Origin of the sequence: Sporomusa sp. GT1, assembly GCF_014634905.1 — a bacterium.
Classification (GTDB): domain Bacteria; phylum Bacillota; class Negativicutes; order Sporomusales; family Sporomusaceae; genus Sporomusa; species Sporomusa sphaeroides.
Genome location: NZ_BMBX01000035.1, coordinates 12716 through 31980, shown reverse-complemented (window position 1 = coordinate 31980; position 19265 = coordinate 12716). Strand labels below are relative to the sequence as shown.

Sequence of the window (19265 nt, the reverse complement as noted above, 5' to 3'; positions counted from 1 at the left end):
CTATCTTGATAGTGTGAATGATTCACTTTAACAGACGCAACAGAAAAAAGTTCAAAGTCACACGTGACTACCTTATTGATGGAGCCTTTTGTGGCTCATAAAATTTTGAAATTGATGTTAGATGTAAAACATCTAACTAAGCAATCACAGCGGAATCACAGATTCCGTGTTCCTGCTTATAAAGTGCTCATTGAGCACCGCACATCTGGCCTTTTATGATGCATTACTTACATTGTTCAGTTTTCAGGGAACGCCGTCACAAGGCCCCTTTAGATAATACGCCTTGTCCGGAATCGATGTTATTCATCTTATCATATTGATTATCCCATGTCAACAGCATCGGCAAGTGTAATACATCAGAAATTAAATCACGTTTAACTTGGTTAATTAATTTTTAGACCGGCATTACCGCTATCTGTATCACCATTAAATATATTTCCTTCAAGTGGAAATGGAAATTGCACATAAGTATTGGGGACTTCTCCAACAATTACGTATTCGGCAATAGGTACTTGTGTATTAACACGAACGCTTTGGCTGACTAAGGGCACCACGATACGAACTTGTGTAGTGGCGACCAAGTATACCATGTGTCTGGTTTGGTTAATACCGGCTTGCTCAAACTTATCTATTACTTTAACCTGAACTGTACCGACCGGGATGATAGTGACCGTGATTTTAGGCCCCATACTGGCAAGAAATTGACTGCCTAATACCTGACCGATGGGAATTCGTATTTTTTCTTCCGTTATTTCTTTCAGAGCTTCCTGAACCTTAATAGTAGTATCAGCCCCCAGCCTGTTGAACTCCATAGTATTAGGCTGAATCAGCACCACACGCCCGCGTTCATCTAAGGTGACATTTAGCAGGGTTTTAGGGTCAATTGTGAGACTGACTCTATTATTAATAACATTATTGATAGCTTGGGTTGCAATAAGAGTTGCCCTTGCCTCAGCAATAGCCATCAGTGTTGGTTTTAAATGAGTTTCAGCCTTCCAGAAAAAAAATACCATTATGGTTACCGCTATTATCAACGCTATTGGGAAGAGTGGTATTGTACGTCTGCGCCGCACGGAAAACCGCATGTCTCCCCCCTCCTTCGAAACACACTAACACTGTTTGATTATTATATATATGACGAAGACTGTTTATCGGTTACTAAATATCATATTCATGGGAATTAGTTAAGCGGGAATACTAAAAAAAAATGCGAGGTGATTATATGGATGGTTTGGAAAAGTTGAAGCTGCAAGTGGCAAATGAAACTCTTGGCCGTGAGATGAAGAAAGAAATAACCACCGATAATTATGAAAGTGTTCTTGAAGAAAAAAAACTTGAAGTAGCGGAAGAACTTGGACTTAAGGAGAAAATAGAAAGTGTTGGCTGGGAGAATATGACTACCAAAGAGGTAGGAAAAATAGGTGGTCAGATGGGCGGCCATATCGGTGGTCAAATGGTAAAAAAACTGGTTTCGATGGCTGAAGCACAGATGGCTCCTGTCGAAGATGAAATTATAGACGATTCCAAAAAACATTTAGAAGACAAACCATGAAAATAAAAATTGGGTCGCGGCTGCGACCCAATTTTTATTTTCTGCCAGATCTGCTTATTCCACTATAATACGGTGATATGTCTTCTTGCCTTTACGGATGAGCAGACTGTTATTCTCAAGTAGATCTGCTGCAAGCAAAAAGTCCGGATCAGCTACCTTAATATCGCCAATATAAAGTCCGCCTTGCTGAATGAGTCGGCGCCCTTCGCTTTTGGATGCAACAATGCCTGTGCCGGCAAGAACATCCAGCAGTTTTGTCCCGATCAGAGTACTGGCTATCGATACTGTTGGTACATTCTCCAAACTTCCAGCTCCGCCAAATAATGCTTCGGCGGCTTGTTGAGCTTTCTCGGCCTCTGCTTGACCATGAATGAGTTTCGTTACCTCAAAGGCAAGTGTTTTCTTAGCTGTATTAATTTCTTTATCCTGAAGCGCGCCCAGCCGCCGGACTTCATCCATCGGCAAAAATGTCAGCAGCGCCAAACATTTTTCTACATCGGCGTCATCGATATTGCGCCAGTACTGATAAAAATCATAGGGAGAGGTCTTTTCAGCATCCAGCCATAGGGCCCCTTTCTCCGTCTTGCCCATCTTCCGGCCGTCACTTGTGGCCAGTAATGTGAAGGTCAAGCCGTAAGCCGGTTTTCCCTCCTTACGCCTGATAAGATCTGCGCCAGCCAAAATATTAGACCATTGGTCGTCACCGCCCATCTGCATAATACAATTGCACCGGCGGTTAAGCTCCAGGAAGTCATAGCCTTGCATCAACATATAATTAAACTCCAGGAACGATAATCCTTTATCCATCCGCTGCTTGAAACATTCGGCAGTCAGCATACGGTTAACGGAGAAATGGATGCCAATATCCCGAATAAATTCTACATAATTCAGCTGCAACAACCAGTCGGCATTATTCATCATCAACGCTTTGTCATCAGAAAAATCAATAAAACGCTGCATTTGCTTTTTAAATCGTTCGCCATTGTGTTCAATATCTTCTCTTGTCAGCATTTTTCGCATATCTGTCTTGCCGGAGGGATCACCGATCATTGCCGTTGCTCCACCGATAAGACAAACAGGACGGTGGCCGGACTGTTGCATATGAGCCATCACCATCATTCCCAGAAAATGTCCAACATGCAGACTATCGGCCGTAGGGTCAAAACCGATATAAAAAGTAATTTTTTCCTTATCTAATAACTCTGCAATTTCATCTTCATGTGTCAATTGTTGAATAAATCCACGCTCTTTAAGAATATCTAAGACAGACATGATTACATCCTCCTCTATTGAGTTTACCGGACTTCACAGCCGGTAAAAAAAATTAAACCCGCCCCCTGTCAGGGACGGGAGTAAACCCGTGGTACCACCCTTGTTGCTGCAATAAGCCACTCAAGCGAAGTTAAAAAACTTCCAGCCATATAACGGTGGCTCCGGCCCGGCTTACTGCTGCATACTTTCAGCCTGCTGTTCATAGGTGTATTTCAGCCAGTCCGCCTACTGAGTTTCACCAGCCCTCAGCTCTCTAAAAGACCATTCTGACTTACTTCTCCTATTCATTACATTTCACATATAATATACTGTATATTTTTATATCCCTGAGGTACTAGTATCTTGCGTCAAATTTCTCGATATCTCAGACAAAATTTCTACTTTTATGCCGCATTATAACATAACAATTTTAATATTGCAAACCATTACCAAAGAAATACCCTATCAATAGTTTTTATGATATAATGATTAGCGAATCAAAATCCTTTTAACTTTGTTTTTCAATAATATTTAGCTGCAAATGTAAGTGAATTTGCAGGGGGAGGAAACAATGCAAGATAAAAATAACGAAAATAAAGAGTCAGGCCGACGGCGTCCCAAGAAAAATTTCCGGGCAGTTACCATCATTGCCATACTTGTGTTCTTAGTTATGTTAACAGGTGCAAGCCTTGGATTTTTGACGGCCAGCATCCATACTATTCCCAGCCTGAAGGGAGAAATACGTCCGGCTGTCTCTTCCCAAATTTTTGATGTAAACGGGAAGCTCATAACAACCATCCATTCAGTAGAAAACCGGTTGCCGGTATCTATAAATAAGATACCAAAAAATTTACAAAATGCATTTATTGCAGCAGAAGATGTCCGTTTCTATCAGCATAGTGGTATTGATCCCCGGGGTATCCTGCGAGCTATCTGGTCTAATATAACCAATCGCGGTATAGCTGAAGGCGGCAGTACCATAACCCAGCAGCTAGCCAGAAATGCTTTACTTTCACAAGATCAGACAATTAAGCGTAAAATCCAGGAAGCCTTCTTATCCTTGCAAATTGAGCGGCAATACAGCAAGCAGGAAATATTAGAAATGTATATGAACCAAATTTATTTTGGTCAAGGTGCCTATGGCGTGCAAACAGCTGCTCAAATTTATTTTGGCAAAAATGTTGAAGATTTGAATTTAGCTGAGTGCGCTATGATTGCCGGCATACCTAAGAGTCCTAATTATTATTCCCCTTCCAGCAATTTAAAAGCGGCTAAAGAACGGCAGTCTGTAGTATTAGACCAACTGGTTAAGTATGATTACATTGATTCGGCCACCGCTTTAAAGGCCAAGAACACCGAAATAAAACTGGTTAACCGTAACACTACTACTACTGCAACTGCTTCCTATTTCACCGATTATGTATTGCAATTGCTTATCGAAAAATATGGTGCAGATGCCGTATATAAAGACGGCTTGAAAGTATATACCTCTTTGGATATCGAAATGCAAACCGCAGCAGAGCAGGCTATGAATCAACTGCTGCCGACGCGCCGTACTGAAAATGGCATCAAACAACCCCAAGGAGCTTTAGTGGCTATTGACCCTCATAACGGTCATATCAAAGCCATGGTTGGCGGCCGTGGAAACGATCAGTTTAACCGTGCAGTACTAGCCGAACGCCAGCCGGGCTCTGCCTTTAAACCGTTTGTTTACCTGGCTGCTCTTGAAAGCGGTTTTACACCGGCCAGCATTATTGATGACAAACCCATTAGCTTTGGCAGCTGGTCGCCAATGAATTACGATCGACGCTTTCGCGGTCCGGTAACTATGCGTACTGCCCTTGAGCAATCACTAAATGTTGTAACCGTAAAATTAGCTCAGCAGGTCGGTATTGACAAAACGTTATATTATGCACAGCAAATGGGTATCTCCACACTGGTCCTTACCGGTAATACCAATGACCGCAATTTGGCCATGTCATTAGGTGGCCTTACCCGTGGTGTCACCCCGCTGGAGATTGCCAGTGCCTATGGAGTGCTGGCAAATGGCGGCGTACGGGTTGAGCCGCTAGCTATCATTAAAGTTGTCGACCGCAATGGTAAAGTAATTGAAGAAACCCTTCCCCGTGAAAGGGTAGTTGTCAATGAACGAAGCGCATATCTGCTTACAGATATGCTGCGGGGAGCTATTAATCAGGGTACCGGGGCAGGTGCCTACTTTGGCCGTCCGGCAGCTGGAAAAACCGGTACTACCAGCGATTATAAGGACGCCTGGTTTGTCGGGTATACGCCTGATTTAGCAGCAGCTGTTTGGATGGGTTACGATAATGCCGACTATCTGAGCGGCATCACCGGCGGCACAATACCGGCAACAATTTGGCAGAGTTTTATGCGGGAAGCTTCCACCAAATATGTTGCCCGTGATTTTGTGAAGCCTTCCGGCATCGTTACCGCCAGAATATCCACCCAGGACGGTTTACTCCTCAACGATGCCGCCAGTAAAGAGGCCCGTGATGAGCTTTTTGCCGAAGGCACTCAACCTACCAAAGTTTCGACAGTTACTGCAACCAAGGATGATAACGATAAGAAAGACGGCAAGGATAATACTGCTAACAATGATGGTAAGAATCCAGCCCAGGCTGGTAATACCGAAGGTTCGGACACAGCAGAGCAAATTCCACCGCCACCGCCGGCAAAGAACAGCAAAAATACCATTGACCCGGCACTACCGCCGCCACCGCCCAAACCTACTGATTCTAACAAGAAAAATTAGTTTTAAAAAAACACGCGTAAAATCACGCGTGTTTTTTTCCGTTGAAGCATATACATTAATATAGAATATTAGCAATCAGCAATTCCCTGGTCATCACAGCACATCCAGAATAGTAAAATGATAATAATGATGATAATGATCCAACTGTTTCCAAAAGAACCGCCACCGCCAAATCCACGTCCCATTTTATATTTCCTCCTTTTTTCATAGCCAGTAAAGAGCGCTATCCTCTTTACTGTAATATATGATTTTTGCGTTTTTTTGTCACTTTCAGCAGGAGTTACAGTTGCATGCGGGTGTTGTATTATTGTCAGGATAAATTAAGAACACGCCTTTCAGCGTGTTCCGGATGTACGTAAGTAAGTAGAGTAATTATAGACAAGTGTCATCACCATCAAAAAAGAAGAGTAATAAGATAATGATGATAATCCAAATACCACCAAAGCCATTACCGCCAAATCCACACCGCGACATGTAAACTACCTCCTTAATTATGTGATGAGGGCGAAGTATCGCCCGCCCTTCTACTTCAATATATACATTTTTAACTCGAAGTGTTACTAACCCGGCTTGACATTTAACTGCTAATTTTTCGTTTCAAATAGCCTTCTGATTTGTTTTGGAGCCTCACTCGCAACTTTAACAGATTGCATAGTATTTTCGATTACATCGGTAATATTGCGGATTTTATCTACAGTAGACGACATAGAATCAATTCGTCTATCCATTGAAAAGTTTTCTGACGCCAACGTCAAGAGTATGACCACCATCTGCACATTGAGATTGGGGTTTTGCATCATCTTTCTCAGCATCGCAGCCGGACCGCGTGAGCCAGTCTTTTTCTGCTTCTGCGATGTCTTGGCAGGCAAAACCACCGGTACAGTTTCAGGTGCCTGCTCATTTGTTGCAACAGGATCTTTCATTGCTTTTACCGGCCTTTCTACAGGCGGCAACCCTGCGTTTTGGCGATATTTTCGCACGCGCACAATTTCCACCACCCTTCACAAATGATTTTTCTAATCCAATATATGAAATATCGGTGTATTTGGAGTTTGGACACTCACAAAATTAGTTTAACTGAATAAATTAGATAGAAATATAGGAGGTGCATAGCTAGTGTTTGAACAGTTCGGTAACATTATGGAAATGGTAAAAAAGGTTCAGCAAAATGTTGATACTGTTCAGGAAGGGCTCAAACAAGAACGTATTGAAGTATCAAGCGGCGATGTTATTAAAATAACTGTCAATGGTCAGCAAGAAGTTGTTGCAATTCAATTAAACAGCAAATATCTAAACGCCGATAACGCTGCATTATTACAGGATTTATTATTAGCAACAATAAATAATGCATTATCGAAATCACGTGATTTGAATCAAGCCGCTATGGGCAAACTGGCTACCGATTTGAACCTGCCTAAAATTCCCGGCATGTTTTAAGGAGGCGTTCTTATGCCGAATGACACTGACACCACTGGGTCTTCGTCGCTACTCGGCTCAATAAACCGAATGCTTGATGCCAGTGTTACCTCTGGAGCAGGGCTCGATAACCTGGTAACTGTTTTATCACTGTTATGCCTATTTTCTATAGTTAACCGTGGCCATACTACCAATATGCCACAACAAACTCAAACTGCGGCCAACAGTAATCCTCTACATAAACTACTGGGTGAATTGACAAAAGGCGGTGGCGACAGTGGTGCTGGCGGCGGACTATCACCAGATACGTTAATGTCCCTTCTGCCGTTGTTAAACAACCCGCAGCTAAAATCAAAACTCAATCCCGGCACTATGGGCAGTGTTCTGGGATTATTAAACAATCTTGGCGGTCTTGGTCTTGGTAGCGGCAGCAATTCACAAGAAAAGCCTAAGAATGAAACTAAGTCAGAACCTAAAACGGAATTACCCAAACAACCGGCCGAAGCTGAAGCACCTGCCGCTCAAGCCGCCACCGCACAGCAGGCTGCGCCGCCAAAAGAGCGGTCCTTACCGCCGCAAAATGGCGAAGATAGCGAGGAAGCAGACGGAAAAACCTATGGACGGTATCTAAATTGGAAAAACAACTTTTAAACCGTAAAAGGCGACTTGCACCAAGACGCAGGAAAAAGTGCAAGCCCATATGGAAGACAGTCACACTGCTAACAAAACAAAAAAACTGGGAATCATTCATGTGAATAATTCCCAGTTTTTTTGTATGAATAATTCATCCTCTGTCAAAAAACGGACTTTTTCCGGAAACACTTAGCGGAATTCCGTAAGCAATCTGAACATCTTCCCCGAATATATCCAGATTGAGTGCCGCCCGGCCAATAGAAAACATAATTCTGTTATCAATATGATGCAAGGCAGCCACACTGACAGCCGATCCCAGTGCAATGCCCAGATCCCCCACACTGATCGCACAAAGCCCTGCTTTTTCAGTATTCTCTTTACAGTTGGCATACCCGCAGTAGCCGCAGGGGTGCACCCCCATGGGCTTGACTTTTTGGCCCATAAGAATAGCCAGCTGTGTTTTTTCTAAACAGGCAGCATCGCGTTCGAAAAACTGGGCGCCACTTACATGCGCAATTTTCTTCATTTCTTCGACCAATTGATCTTTCGTTCTGCCTTTGACAACCATGACTACTAAATTGTCTATTCCCCGTCCTTTAGGCGCCGTCCGGGCAGCAGCGCCCATTAGCTCGGCAACCTGCTCCAGGGCGCGCTGCTCCATTTCCTTACTTTGAATAATCATTTGTCTTCTCCTCCACAAATAAATATTCTTCAAGCCTTCCTTATGCTAAGACAGCCTGGCTACGGTAGCGCCGGTGCCGCCTTCATTAAGTTCGGCTATACGAATTTGAATAATATGCGAATGGTTCTCAAGATAGCTTCTTACGCCCTTTCTTAATGCGCCGGTACCCTTGCCGTGAATAATGAGCACTTCATGCAGACCTGCCAGTACAGCTTCATCAAGATATTTATCAAGAGTGGTCTCAGCTTCTTCAATCGTCATACCACGAAGGTCAATTTGTCTTGCTGCCGTTGCAACCCGGGTCATGACAGCAGGTTTACCGGCATTAGCCGCTTTTGGTTTGGTTTTATGCGGGGACTCTTCCGCCAGCAGCCGGCAGGAAGTTAATGGTACTGTAAGCTTTAACGCTCCCAGTTGCACAGTCACGTCTGCCATGCTTACGGCCAATACTTCCCCTTTTTGTTTTAATGTAGTAATATACACATTCATTCCCGGGTGAAGCATGTCTGCCGACACCTCGGACTCTTCGCCCTCATCCAAGTCCAGGGTATTAACCTCATTGCTCATGCTCTTTAGTTTTCGGCGGGCAGTTTCAATGGCAGACTGCCTTTCCCGCCCACTATGTTCGGAAAACTGGGCTTTTAACTCACTAATAATTTCTTCGGCGCTGCGCCTGGCCTGTCGAACGACAGCCGCTGCCTCTTCCTGCGCTTTGGCTAATGTCACCGACTTTTTTTCGGCAAGCAGGCGTTCTGTTTCCAGTGCCTTTGCTTTCGCCTGAGTTAATTCCTGCTTCATTTGATTTACTTCATCCAGCTTGAGCGTATACGATTTCTTCTGTTCTTCCAACGCTTGCAAAACTGTCTCAAAATCAGCATGTTCTTTGTTAATTAACTCTTTAGCGCGACCAATGATACTCTCGGACAACCCCAGGCGCTGACTTATCGCAAAAGCATTACTGCTGCCAGGTATGCCTATTAACAATCGGTAGGTGGGACGCAGTGTCTGTATATCAAATTCTACGCTGGCATTTTCTATTCCATGTCTGGTATAAGCAAATGTTTTCAATTCACTATAATGGGTTGTTGCAATAGTTTTTGCACCAATTGTGTGCATATGCTCCAGGATTGCCATCGCCAAAGCGGCCCCCTCACTGGGATCAGTGCCTGCGCCGATTTCATCAATGAGCACCAAGTCGTTTGCAGCTACCTTTTTTAATATCCCAACTAAATTAGTCATATGACCGGAGAAAGTACTGAGACTCTGTTCAATGCTCTGTTCATCGCCAATATCGGCAAAGATATTCCCGATAACCGGCATTTCAGAATCAGCGGCCGCCGGAATAAATAATCCGGACTGCGTCATCAGTGCAAATAACCCGACAGTTTTCAAAGTTACTGTTTTACCGCCGGTATTTGGCCCGGTAATAAGCAAAGTAGTAAAATGCCGTCCCAGCCGGACATCTATTGGCACAACATTTTCAGGTGCGATAAGCGGATGACGCGCCTGAATGAGGTTAACATGTCCTTGCTCATTAATCACCGGCTGCACTGCCCGCATGTCAATACTTAGTTTGGCTTTGGCAAAAATAAAATCCAAGCGGGCTAAGAGGGCAAGATTATCTTCGATAACATCGGCTACGTTGGCTATTTGACCGGTAACTACGGTTAGAATGCGTTCAATCTCATTCTTTTCCGCAGACATAAGCTGTTTTATATCATTATTGAGATTTACTATGGCCATAGGCTCAATAAATAAAGTGGCGCCACTGGACGACTGATCATGAACAATGCCCGGAAAATTATTGCGGAATTCTTGTTTGATCGGAATTACATATCTATCACCGCGCATTGTCACTAATGCATCCTGAAAGTATTTTTGATATTCGCCTGATCGCAGGATACTGTCCAGCCGCTCTTTGACACGGCTTTGGGATTGTCTTATTTCGCGGCGTATTTTTAATAATTCACCGCTGGCATCGTCCCGGATAGTACCTTGCTCAGTAACAGTAGCTTCAATTGTTGTTTCAATATTTCTTAATAGGGTTATCTGCCCGGCCATAGCAGCCAGCAGTGGTATCTCCACAGGCAATTCGGCCAAAAAGTTTTTCATCCGCCTGGCGGCATATAAGGTGCAGGCTACCGCTAAAAGCTCATGCGGCTCTAATATAGCACCCAGAGCCGCCCTTTTTATACCGGCACGCACATCGCGAATTCCCCCAAGCGGCACAGCAGATACCTGGTTCATGACCGTACGGGCTTCAGCCGTCTCGGCCAGCCTAATCTCTACTTCACCGGCATCATTTACAGGTATTATACTCTCGGCCAGCTCCCGCCCCATAACAGAGCCTGTGCGTTCAGCCAGCATGTCCCTGATTTTATTAAACTCCAAAGTTGTAAAAACCGATACTTCCATATAACTCTCCTCTATAATACTCCGCGGAAATAATGACCTCTGGTAATATTTTCGTGCTCCGCGGCAGTAATTTTGTCTTGTACCAGCAACGGATGCCGCTCTCCCTGATCGATCAGTTCCCGGTATAGCCGGGTTACACGGGCAACCTCCTGGACCGGGCTGTATTTGGCTTCAAACCGGAGCCGGCTAATACCGGCCCGCATTAACCGGGGTACATGCGGCAGCATGGACAGTTCTTTAGCATTCAAAATGTGCATCCGGCAAAATTGGTCAGTGGCAACCGGGAATAATTCATTCATTCTGTCTTTCAGCCAAAACTGACCGCGCAAACAGGCCTTGCCGCACTTTTGAATATCAGAACCTCCTAAAAAACTCCCCACCAGGCAATAATCGGAAATCATAAGTGTCAGATAACCATGTACTAAGCATTCAATAGGAGCAAGTTTTTTTGCTGCCAGTTCCTCAATTTGAGCAAAATTAAGCTCAGGCGATAAGGTTAGGCTAGCCAGGCCGGTATTGCTTACATAGCCCGCAGCAACACTGTTATATATATTCAAGGGATAATCGCCGTGAAGCGGTATCCTGTCCCGGAAGAGGTGTAAGGTTCCTATATTGCCAACACCTATGGCCATAGGATTAATCTCGTTAAATAGTGCGACATGTTCTTGTAACTCTTGCATTTGACCCTGATTCAAGAGCCGCGGCGTATTGAAGATAATTTTACGGCTATGGCTTTGGCAATAGGCCGCTGCCGCATAATAATCTTCGGCAGCTAACGGCCGGTTACCAAAGCACTCTCCGCCAAACATAACAATATCAGCACCATTATCCACAGCCGCCCTGACTTTGTCAACGGCATCCACATTTACCACAAGTTCGGGTCTATTCTCCGGGTTTACCGTACGCACCTGCGGCTGTACACTCATAATGGACTTGTCCTGCGGCAGCGGCTGCCGGTAAAACTTAGCAAGCCGTGCGGCTTCCAGCTCTTCTACCGCCCGGCGTCTGGCATCATTAATCTCGCTGACAGGCACCATTACTTCACCCTGGATATGGCAGTCCAGTTGTCGCAAGCTAAAAACGGTAGTCCCGAGACGTTCGATTTGTTTCATAACCGTATCGGGAGTAAGCGGTCTTTTTAGCGCTTTTTCGGCAATAAAAGCCGTTGCTGCCTGACCGGTAAATCCTTCGGAATCTTGCAGCGTTATAACCAGCGGACTGCCTTCGGCAACAGTCACGGCAGCATCAACAGGTATACGCCTAAAGGCATCGGCTCTGTTAAAGCAGGCTCTGGCCCGTTCCATTAAAGCGGCATCAAAGACCTTAAACACTCTGTCGTTGTCACGCACAGGTGAACTTACCGGAATTGTGACCGCCGTATGGGCCTTAGCTTCCGTAACTGCTTTGCCGTCAACCGTCATAGCAGTAATCGTAACATTGACCCGGCCGCCGACTTTAACCCAAAACTCAACAATATCGCCAATGGCAAGCGACTCGTCCAGTTTGATGACAGCTGTTTTATTGGCCGGCTTATACTCAAGCACCCGGCCTACCCGGACACCACGGTTATTGGGACGCCGGTCGCTCATCATCGCCCGTCCGTTTTTACCGTAAAGATGGGCGGTAGTAAAGTCACGGTTAAAAATTTGCGCCAAATCTTTTTTGTCTTGCTCACTGACAGTATAATCGGCCTGACAGGCCTGATAGCTGTCAATGGAACGCCGGTAGGCATCAACAACAACAGCAACATATTCCGGCCGTTTCATCCGCCCCTCAATTTTAAAAGAAGTTACACCGGCCTCAATTAACTGTGGTAATACTTCTATAGTGTTAAAATCCTTTGGGCTGAGCAAATAGGCCCCGGCATCGGCCTGCAGCAACGCATCCTTTCCCGCTGCATCAACAAGCGTGTAAGGCAGGCGGCAAGGCTGGGCACAGCGGCCGCGATTGCCGCTGCGGCCGCCAATCAGGCTGCTCATCAGGCATTGTCCCGAATAAGAAATGCATAATGCACCATGAATAAATGTCTCGATCTCGACAGTAGTATTCTTGCAAATATATTCAATATCTGCAAGTGACAACTCCCGGGCCAGTACTACTCTTTTAAAACCCATAGCAGCCAGAAAATCAACGCCTGCCAAATTATGAGCTGTCATCTGCGTACTGGCATGCAGCGGCAGATTAGGAACTACCTTTTTGGCTACTACTGCTACCCCTAAATCCTGCACAATAATGGCATCAACACCTATTTCGTATAAATGCCGCAAATAATCAACCAGTAATGGCAATTCACTATCATCCAGCAATGTATTAACAGTAACCAATACCGCTACGCCGCGCAAATGAGCGAAACGTACGGCTTCAGTCAATTCCTCATCAGTAAAATTCGGTGCATAGTGTCTGGCACCGAACATCTTGCCGCCAAGATAAACGGCATTTGCCCCACTTTCCACTGCTGCAACCAAAGCCTCTTTGCTGCCAACAGGCGCAAGTAATTCAATCACGCAAATCATCCTTCCTTAAAACCGCTAGTATTGCCGGAGCAATATCTGATAAATTGTTGATACCTTCTGCCATCTTTTGTGCTCCGGCACCGATGGCAATAAACGGTACCTTATTGACGGTATGGGTTTTTACCCCCATATCTTCGAAATTTCCATGATCACTGGTTATCAACAGCAAAGTGTCTGCAGGCAACAACTCGCGAACAGCCCCAATAAACTCATCAAGTATCTGCAAAATTCTTTGCGCATAATGCCAATCCTGCTTATGACCTGCCCGGTCTGTTTGAAAATATTCAAAAATAGTAAATGCATTGCTTTGGGAAATAGCAATCAAATTACGGGCAGCCTGCCTTGGTGTTACCGGCGGAATATCCACACCAAAGCTGCCTAGCATTTCATTGGTAATATCCTGATATACCGCCTGTCCCCTATCGATTTCCGGCAGGGACCTCAAGGACATACCGGTACTTAACGCTGCCAGCGTGATGGCTGAATGGCGGCGTTTGCGCCTTGCCACCAGTTCAAAATAATCTGGCAGATACAAATTAGCCGATGTGGCCGTAAGCCCGTCTTCAACCAGCTCTTTCATGAAATTATTATCGGTAATGATTTTTGACAACTCAGGTCCGGGAAAGGCCTGTATGTGACGCCCCATGATTTTGGCAGTATTCAGACCGGTAAGGATGGCAGCCTGCCCTGTTGCACTTTGCGGTAATCCTTCCACCCCCAGGGTAGTGTCAATGGGTACCATAGCACAATCAGACACCAGGACCGCTCCCAGCTCCTCTGTCAATGCCCCGCCAAACCCGGATGCAATACTGTGCAAGCCAAAACGTACCAGTGGGTTAATGACCGGGTCATGTCTGCCTAAACCAATACCATCAATGAATATGAATAATACCCTCATATCTGGAAACCGCCTTTATTACCTATATACTCCGCAACACGCCACCCCCGGAAAAACGGTAATCCGGATGAGAATGACTGTATACCGCATAAGAAAGAAGAAGGGGTATCCCTTCCTCTCATTAATGCAATTCTTTTTCTTTGTCGGCCGGGTTCTGCTCAGCCTCGTTCCTGACTGCCTGCTGCTCCCGCAAGTGATTAGCCAGAAACTCCACGTCATCCATAAATTTTTCAAGTTTTGTCCACTTTTCTCCAGCCAGACTCAGCGGATTGTCATAAATGCTTTTGATATAACTCTCAAATTCTTTTTTAGTCAACGGCTCCGTTTCGGGTGTGCGAACCATAGTGAATTCGCCGCAGCTTTCCAGACGGGCTGTTTCTATGATGCTCAAGTCGGACATATCAAGACCCTTTTTATGCAGCTCCTGCCGCAGATCATCGTAATTAAAGTTCGTTTTCGTAAAGTTTTCTTTAAGAATACGTCCATCTTTAATCAAAGTCACCGGTGTGCCCTCAAACCATTTTCGCAAGGTTTTATTCTTCAATGCCAGATATCCCATTAATTGCTGTAACAGCAGCAATGCTACCAAGACCAAAATCCCTGCTCCCAAGGTAGGAGCTTGGTCCATAGTCCCGGCAACAATAATATCGCCAATGCCAACCATAATGATAAAATCATAGGGCGACAGCTGGCCTACAGTACGGTTGCCCATCAACCTGACAACAACTAATGCTACAGTACATAATACGATGAAGCGCAATAAAACCGGCCCCAATGAACCGCTGTCGAACACGGTATCACTCCTTTTCTGTCTGTATTATTAACATGACTTAGGAGTGTTATACCGCACATACTGTGTAAGCCTTATTTATCTTCTTTTATTAGCTCAAGGAGTTCCAGATAATCTTGCTCTAACCGTAAAAATTCATCCGCAATATTTAAAGCTGTCAACACGGCGATTTTAGTGGGCGACAGTCTTAGATTGGCTTTAGCCGTTTTTTTCATGCGTTCATCCAGCATAGCTGCCAAACGCAAAATTCGCTCCGGCTCAATATTGCCTTTCAATGCATAGCTTTCGCCGTATATTTCAACAGTTACCTTACTTTTTTTTTCTGACATAATCCACCTGAAGTTAAATATTTACTGCAGAATATACTTCTACCAGCCAAAAACTAATTCCTGCTAAAAAAAAGAAAAAGGCGGGATAACCCGCCTTAAATTCGCATTATTCCTTAAATACATTCCCTATTTGGGAGACACACCGGACTATTCCCGGAGTTTAGCTGCAAAAGTACTTTCAAGCGCAGCAACAATCTTTTTATAATATTCATCAATCTCGATATCTGTCAGTGTCCGGTCGTTGGCCTGGAAAGTAAGTGAAAATGCCAGGCTGCGGAACCCTTTGGTTACTTGTTGGCCGGTATAAACATCAAACAATTGAACAGCAGTAAGCAAGGAGCCGCCGTTTGTGATAATGGCAGCTGTTACCTCACAGGCAGGGATATGTTCAGGTAAAACAACAGCCAGGTCGCGGGTGATTGCCGGAAACTTGGGCAAGGACTGATAATCCGGTTTTATTGCGGCATGCTTGATCAATGCTGCAATATGCAATTCAAATACATAGACTTTCTTGGTTATTGCGTAAGCATCTAAAACAGCCGGATGAACTTCACCAATCACTCCCAGAACATCGCCATCTTTTTGAATGACCGCAGTTTTTCCAGGGTGCAGTGATGGATTTTGGCCTATTGCTACAGAATAACCGGCAATTGCCAGTCCTTCCAGGATCGCTTCGACAGCACCTTTGGCATCAAAGAAATCGACATTATCTCTTCCCTGATTCCAGGCCATCGCCTGGCGTTTGCCAAGCATAGCTCCACACAGCATCAGCGGTTCCTGTGGCAGGTCACTAAGCGGCAGGGTTTCCGGGCAGTATACGGCTCCGACTTCATATATTTTCAAATCTTCATTCTTGCGGGAAAGATTGCGGACAATGGTATCCATTACGCCGCCCAGTAAAGTTGTACGCAAAATCGGGAAATCATCGGTAATAGGGTTTAAAACCTCAATAGCCTGGCGCAGTCGGCTGTCGGCAGGAATATTTAGTTTATCAAAGGTATCCGGATGAGAAAAGCTCAGGGAAATAATTTCCGAAAAACCACTGCCTGTCAGGACGGTCTTCACTTTGTCGACAAGGTTCTGAGAATAATTCTGTTTGCCTTGCAACATACTGCCTGCCGGTGTCGTGGACGGCACATTGTGATAGCCATAAATCCTGGCAATTTCCTCACAAATATCGGCCGGCAAAGTTACATCACCACGCCAGGTCGGCACAGTCACTGTAATTTTTTCCGGACCGGCATCAACCTCGAACTCCAGACGTTTTAGTATATCAACAATTGCATTTGCCGGTATATTGGTACCAAGATAGCTGTTAATTTGCTTCGGAGTAAAAACAATTTGCTTAGGCAGCTGCATCTCAGGATACGTATCAACAATACCCGGGCACACCTGGCAGGCTCCCATATCTTCAAGCAGTGTGGCAGCCCGGTCAAGAGCCTTAATAACATTAGCCGTGTCTACACCGCGTTCAAAACGTCCGGATGCTTCCGAGCGAAGTCCTAAGGCCCGGGAGGTGCGGCGAATACTTGCTCCTTTAAACGAGGCGGCTTCCAGCAAGACATTTTGGGTATTGGCCGTAACCTCAGTAGCCAGCCCGCCCATTACCCCGGCGATGCCAACAGCTTGTACAGCATCGGCAATCACCAGCATGTCAGGAGCAAGTTCCCGCTTAACTCCATCAAGGGTAGTCAGTTTTTCACCCGGGTTGGGTTTGCGGACAATCAGGCTATGACGCGCCAACAGATTATAATCATAAGCATGCATCGGCTGACCTAATTCCAGCATAACAAAATTGGTCACATCAACAACATTGTTAATCGGCCGCATACCGGCAGCCTGAATTCTGTGCTGCATCCAGGCAGGTGATGGCCCTACTTTAATATTGGTTAAGATTCTTGCGGCAAACCGTGAACAAAGATCGGAATCCTCTATCTGTATACTGGTCATACTGTTAGCCTTTTCTGTACCTGCTTCTTTTAAATTAAGCATTGGTTTTTTCAAAGAAGCACCGGTAAGCACGGCAATCTCCCGGGCAATGCCAATAATGCTGAAGCAGTCGGCTCTGTTAGCAGTAAGTTCAAACTCAAGCACAACATCGTCCAGCCCCAGGGCTGTACGAATATCTATACCGATTTCCGTGTCTGCAGGCAGAATATAAATGCCGTTTCTAGCCTCAGGGGACACCAGTTTGTTGTCAATAGCCAGCTCTTCTGTCGAGCATAACATCCCACTGGACAACAGCCCCCGGAGTTTTGTCGGTTTAATACTCATCCCGTTAGGCAAAGAAGCTCCAACGGTGGCTACAGGAACGATATTGTCCTGCCGGACGTTGGTAGCTCCGGTCACGATGGTAACCACTTCGGCACCAATGTCGACTTTGCATACCGATAATTTATCTGCATCAGGATGGGGGACAATCTCCAGCACTTTACCGGTAACTACACCTGATATATTTTGTCCTAATCGTTCCACAGCTTCGACAGGAATACCGGCCATAGTCAGCATGTCTGCCAGTTTTTCCGGTGTTTCTTTAATTTCAACATAGTCTTGAAGCCATTTTATTGACGCTCTCATAACTTTCCTCCTTTACCTGCCTTTAAAATTGACGTAAAAAGCGTATATCATTATCAAAAAATAGTCTGAGGTCATCAATACCATAGGTAAGCATGGCAATACGCTCTACACCCATACCAAAGGCAAAACCACTCACTTTACCCGGATCAAAATTGCTCATCTCCAGAACACGCGGGTGAACCATGCCTGAACCTAAAATTTCCAGCCAGCCTGTGCCTGAACACACACGACAGCCTTTACCGTCGCACATAACACAGGAGATATCCACTTCGGCACTTGGTTCGGTAAACGGAAAAAAGCTGGGGCGGAAGCGTACATTAACCCTGTTACCAAAAATTTCTTTGGAGAAAAGTTCCAGAGTACCTTTTAAATCGGCAAAACTTATACCCTGGTCCACGACTAAACCTTCTACCTGCTGGAACATCGGTGAATGGGTGGCATCATAATCCCGCCGGTATACTTTACCCGGAGCAATGATGCGGATGGGTTGATTGGGCTCAGCCGCCTGCATTGTCCGTACTTGTACAGGTGAGGTATGGGTTCTGAGCAAAAACTCTTTCGTGATATAAAAGGAATCTTGCATATCGCGAGCCGGGTGGTCTTGAGGCAGATTGAGCGCCTCAAAGTTATAGTAATCCTTTTCCACTTCCGGGCCTTCGGCAACTTCAAAACCCATGCGCATAAAAGTATCTTTAATCCGATTCAACGTCAGCGTTAACGGGTGTAAGTGTCCAAGACCGGCGTGCCGCCCCGGCAAAGTAACGTCAATGCTCTCTGACGCCAGTTTCTGAGCCAGTTCGGCTTGTTTTGTAGCCTCAAGTTTAGTAGCGATAATGGCTTCCAGTTCATTTCTGATGTCATTAACGACCTGTCCTACCCGTGGCCGTTCTTCCGGACTCAATGCTCCCAGACCACGCAGCATACCTGTGAGCAATCCTTTTTTTCCAAGGTATTTGACTTTTAGGTCATTAAGCGCCTCTTTTGCGGTAACTTCCGACAGCTCCTTAAGAGCTGTTTCTCTTAATGAATTAAGCTCTTGTTCCATATGATCCTCCTAAAAATAAAAATAAAAAGACTTCCAGCCCCAAGGGGCGAAAGTCTTGACTTCGCGGTACCACCCTAATTACACTCGATTTCCTGTAACGCGGAAAAAACGCCGGACCTACACAGAATAGCCTATCCCTTCAGCCCAGATACTCAGAAGTGAACTTCTGTCAGCTGTTTCAGCGCTGCTCGCAATCTTTGGCAGCATCCTCCCTGTAGAAACATAACTAACATACTCTCTTCCTCATTGTACTTACATAAAATGACTATTAACTTATTGCAACCGTAAGCGCTTATACCACAAATACGCAGCAATGGAACCGGTAGCTTCAAACATTCTCCAGAAAAATTCGGCGGTCATCATCGTAAGACCACACCCTCTCTGTCCGTAA

At 45.2% G+C, this 19265-nt stretch carries 15 protein-coding genes and 1 other annotated feature; of the genes, 4 read left to right on the top strand and 11 right to left on the bottom strand.

What is annotated here, in order from left to right; translation table 11 throughout:
• Window positions 1-383: 383 nt before the first annotated feature.
• Complete coding sequence (gene yunB / locus GT1_RS20360; RefSeq protein ID WP_075755538.1) at window positions 384-1085, bottom strand: sporulation protein YunB; 702 nt, start codon at window positions 1083-1085, stop codon at window positions 384-386.
• A 137-nt stretch (window positions 1086-1222) separates the two neighbouring features.
• Here yunB and GT1_RS20355 point away from each other — a divergent pair, with 137 nt between their 5' ends.
• Window positions 1223-1552 carry a small, acid-soluble spore protein, alpha/beta type gene (locus GT1_RS20355; protein ID WP_223226402.1) on the top strand — a complete coding sequence of 110 codons (330 nt, stop codon included), beginning with the start codon at window positions 1223-1225 and terminating at the stop codon, window positions 1550-1552.
• Between the two features lie 54 nt (window positions 1553-1606).
• Here the strand turns inward: GT1_RS20355 and tyrS are convergent, their stop codons facing one another.
• Window positions 1607-2824 carry a tyrosine--tRNA ligase gene (gene tyrS, locus GT1_RS20350; RefSeq protein WP_188400244.1) on the bottom strand — a complete coding sequence of 406 codons (1218 nt, stop codon included), beginning with the start codon at window positions 2822-2824 and terminating at the stop codon, window positions 1607-1609.
• 67 nt (window positions 2825-2891) lie between these two features.
• Window positions 2892-3121 (bottom strand) — a binding site (T-box leader).
• Between the two features lie 253 nt (window positions 3122-3374).
• Here tyrS and GT1_RS20345 point away from each other — a divergent pair.
• Entirely contained in the window at window positions 3375-5576 is a 2202-nt protein-coding gene (locus tag GT1_RS20345) for a transglycosylase domain-containing protein (RefSeq protein ID WP_188400243.1), read from the top strand.
• A gap of 584 nt (window positions 5577-6160) precedes the next feature.
• Here the strand turns inward: GT1_RS20345 and GT1_RS20340 are convergent.
• Complete coding sequence (locus GT1_RS20340; RefSeq protein ID WP_075755535.1) at window positions 6161-6562, bottom strand: hypothetical protein; 402 nt, start codon at window positions 6560-6562, stop codon at window positions 6161-6163.
• Between the two features lie 130 nt (window positions 6563-6692).
• Between GT1_RS20340 and GT1_RS20335 the strand changes: the two genes are divergently transcribed.
• Window positions 6693-7013: a YbaB/EbfC family nucleoid-associated protein gene (locus tag GT1_RS20335; protein WP_075755534.1), complete on the top strand. Its 321-nt coding sequence runs from the start codon at window positions 6693-6695 to the stop codon at window positions 7011-7013.
• A gap of 12 nt (window positions 7014-7025) precedes the next feature.
• A complete protein-coding gene (locus GT1_RS20330) occupies window positions 7026-7643 on the top strand; it encodes a hypothetical protein (protein ID WP_188400242.1) in 618 nt (205 codons plus the stop codon).
• Window positions 7644-7776: 133 nt separating this feature from the next.
• Here the strand turns inward: GT1_RS20330 and GT1_RS20325 are convergent, their stop codons facing one another.
• From GT1_RS20325 to pheS, 8 genes are all read right to left on the bottom strand, one after another.
• Window positions 7777-8307, bottom strand: a complete 531-nt coding sequence (locus GT1_RS20325; RefSeq protein ID WP_188400241.1) for a ferredoxin domain-containing protein — start codon at window positions 8305-8307, stop codon at window positions 7777-7779.
• A 45-nt stretch (window positions 8308-8352) separates the two neighbouring features.
• Window positions 8353-10722 (bottom strand): endonuclease MutS2, encoded by a 2370-nt coding sequence (locus GT1_RS20320; protein WP_188400240.1) that lies wholly within the window; start codon window positions 10720-10722, stop codon window positions 8353-8355.
• Between the two features lie 11 nt (window positions 10723-10733).
• The gene (locus GT1_RS20315; protein ID WP_223226401.1) at window positions 10734-13235 is read right to left on the bottom strand and encodes a DUF3656 domain-containing protein; all 2502 of its coding nucleotides are present in this window, start codon (window positions 13233-13235) and stop codon (window positions 10734-10736) included.
• Window positions 13219-14133, bottom strand: a complete 915-nt coding sequence (locus GT1_RS20310; protein ID WP_188400238.1) for an alkaline phosphatase family protein — start codon at window positions 14131-14133, stop codon at window positions 13219-13221. Before GT1_RS20310 ends, GT1_RS20315 begins: the two co-directional genes overlap by 17 nt.
• 121 nt (window positions 14134-14254) lie before the next feature.
• Window positions 14255-14926, bottom strand: a complete 672-nt coding sequence (locus GT1_RS20305; protein WP_188400237.1) for a DUF421 domain-containing protein — start codon at window positions 14924-14926, stop codon at window positions 14255-14257.
• Window positions 14927-14997: 71 nt separating this feature from the next.
• Window positions 14998-15252, bottom strand: coding sequence for a cell division protein ZapA (locus GT1_RS20300; protein ID WP_075755527.1), 255 nt, complete (start codon window positions 15250-15252; stop codon window positions 14998-15000).
• 147 nt (window positions 15253-15399) lie between these two features.
• A complete protein-coding gene (gene pheT, locus GT1_RS20295; protein ID WP_188400236.1) occupies window positions 15400-17829 on the bottom strand; it encodes a phenylalanine--tRNA ligase subunit beta in 2430 nt (809 codons plus the stop codon).
• A gap of 22 nt (window positions 17830-17851) precedes the next feature.
• Window positions 17852-18874 (bottom strand): phenylalanine--tRNA ligase subunit alpha, encoded by a 1023-nt coding sequence (gene pheS, locus GT1_RS20290; RefSeq protein WP_075755525.1) that lies wholly within the window; start codon window positions 18872-18874, stop codon window positions 17852-17854.
• Window positions 18875-19265 lie beyond the last annotated feature (391 nt).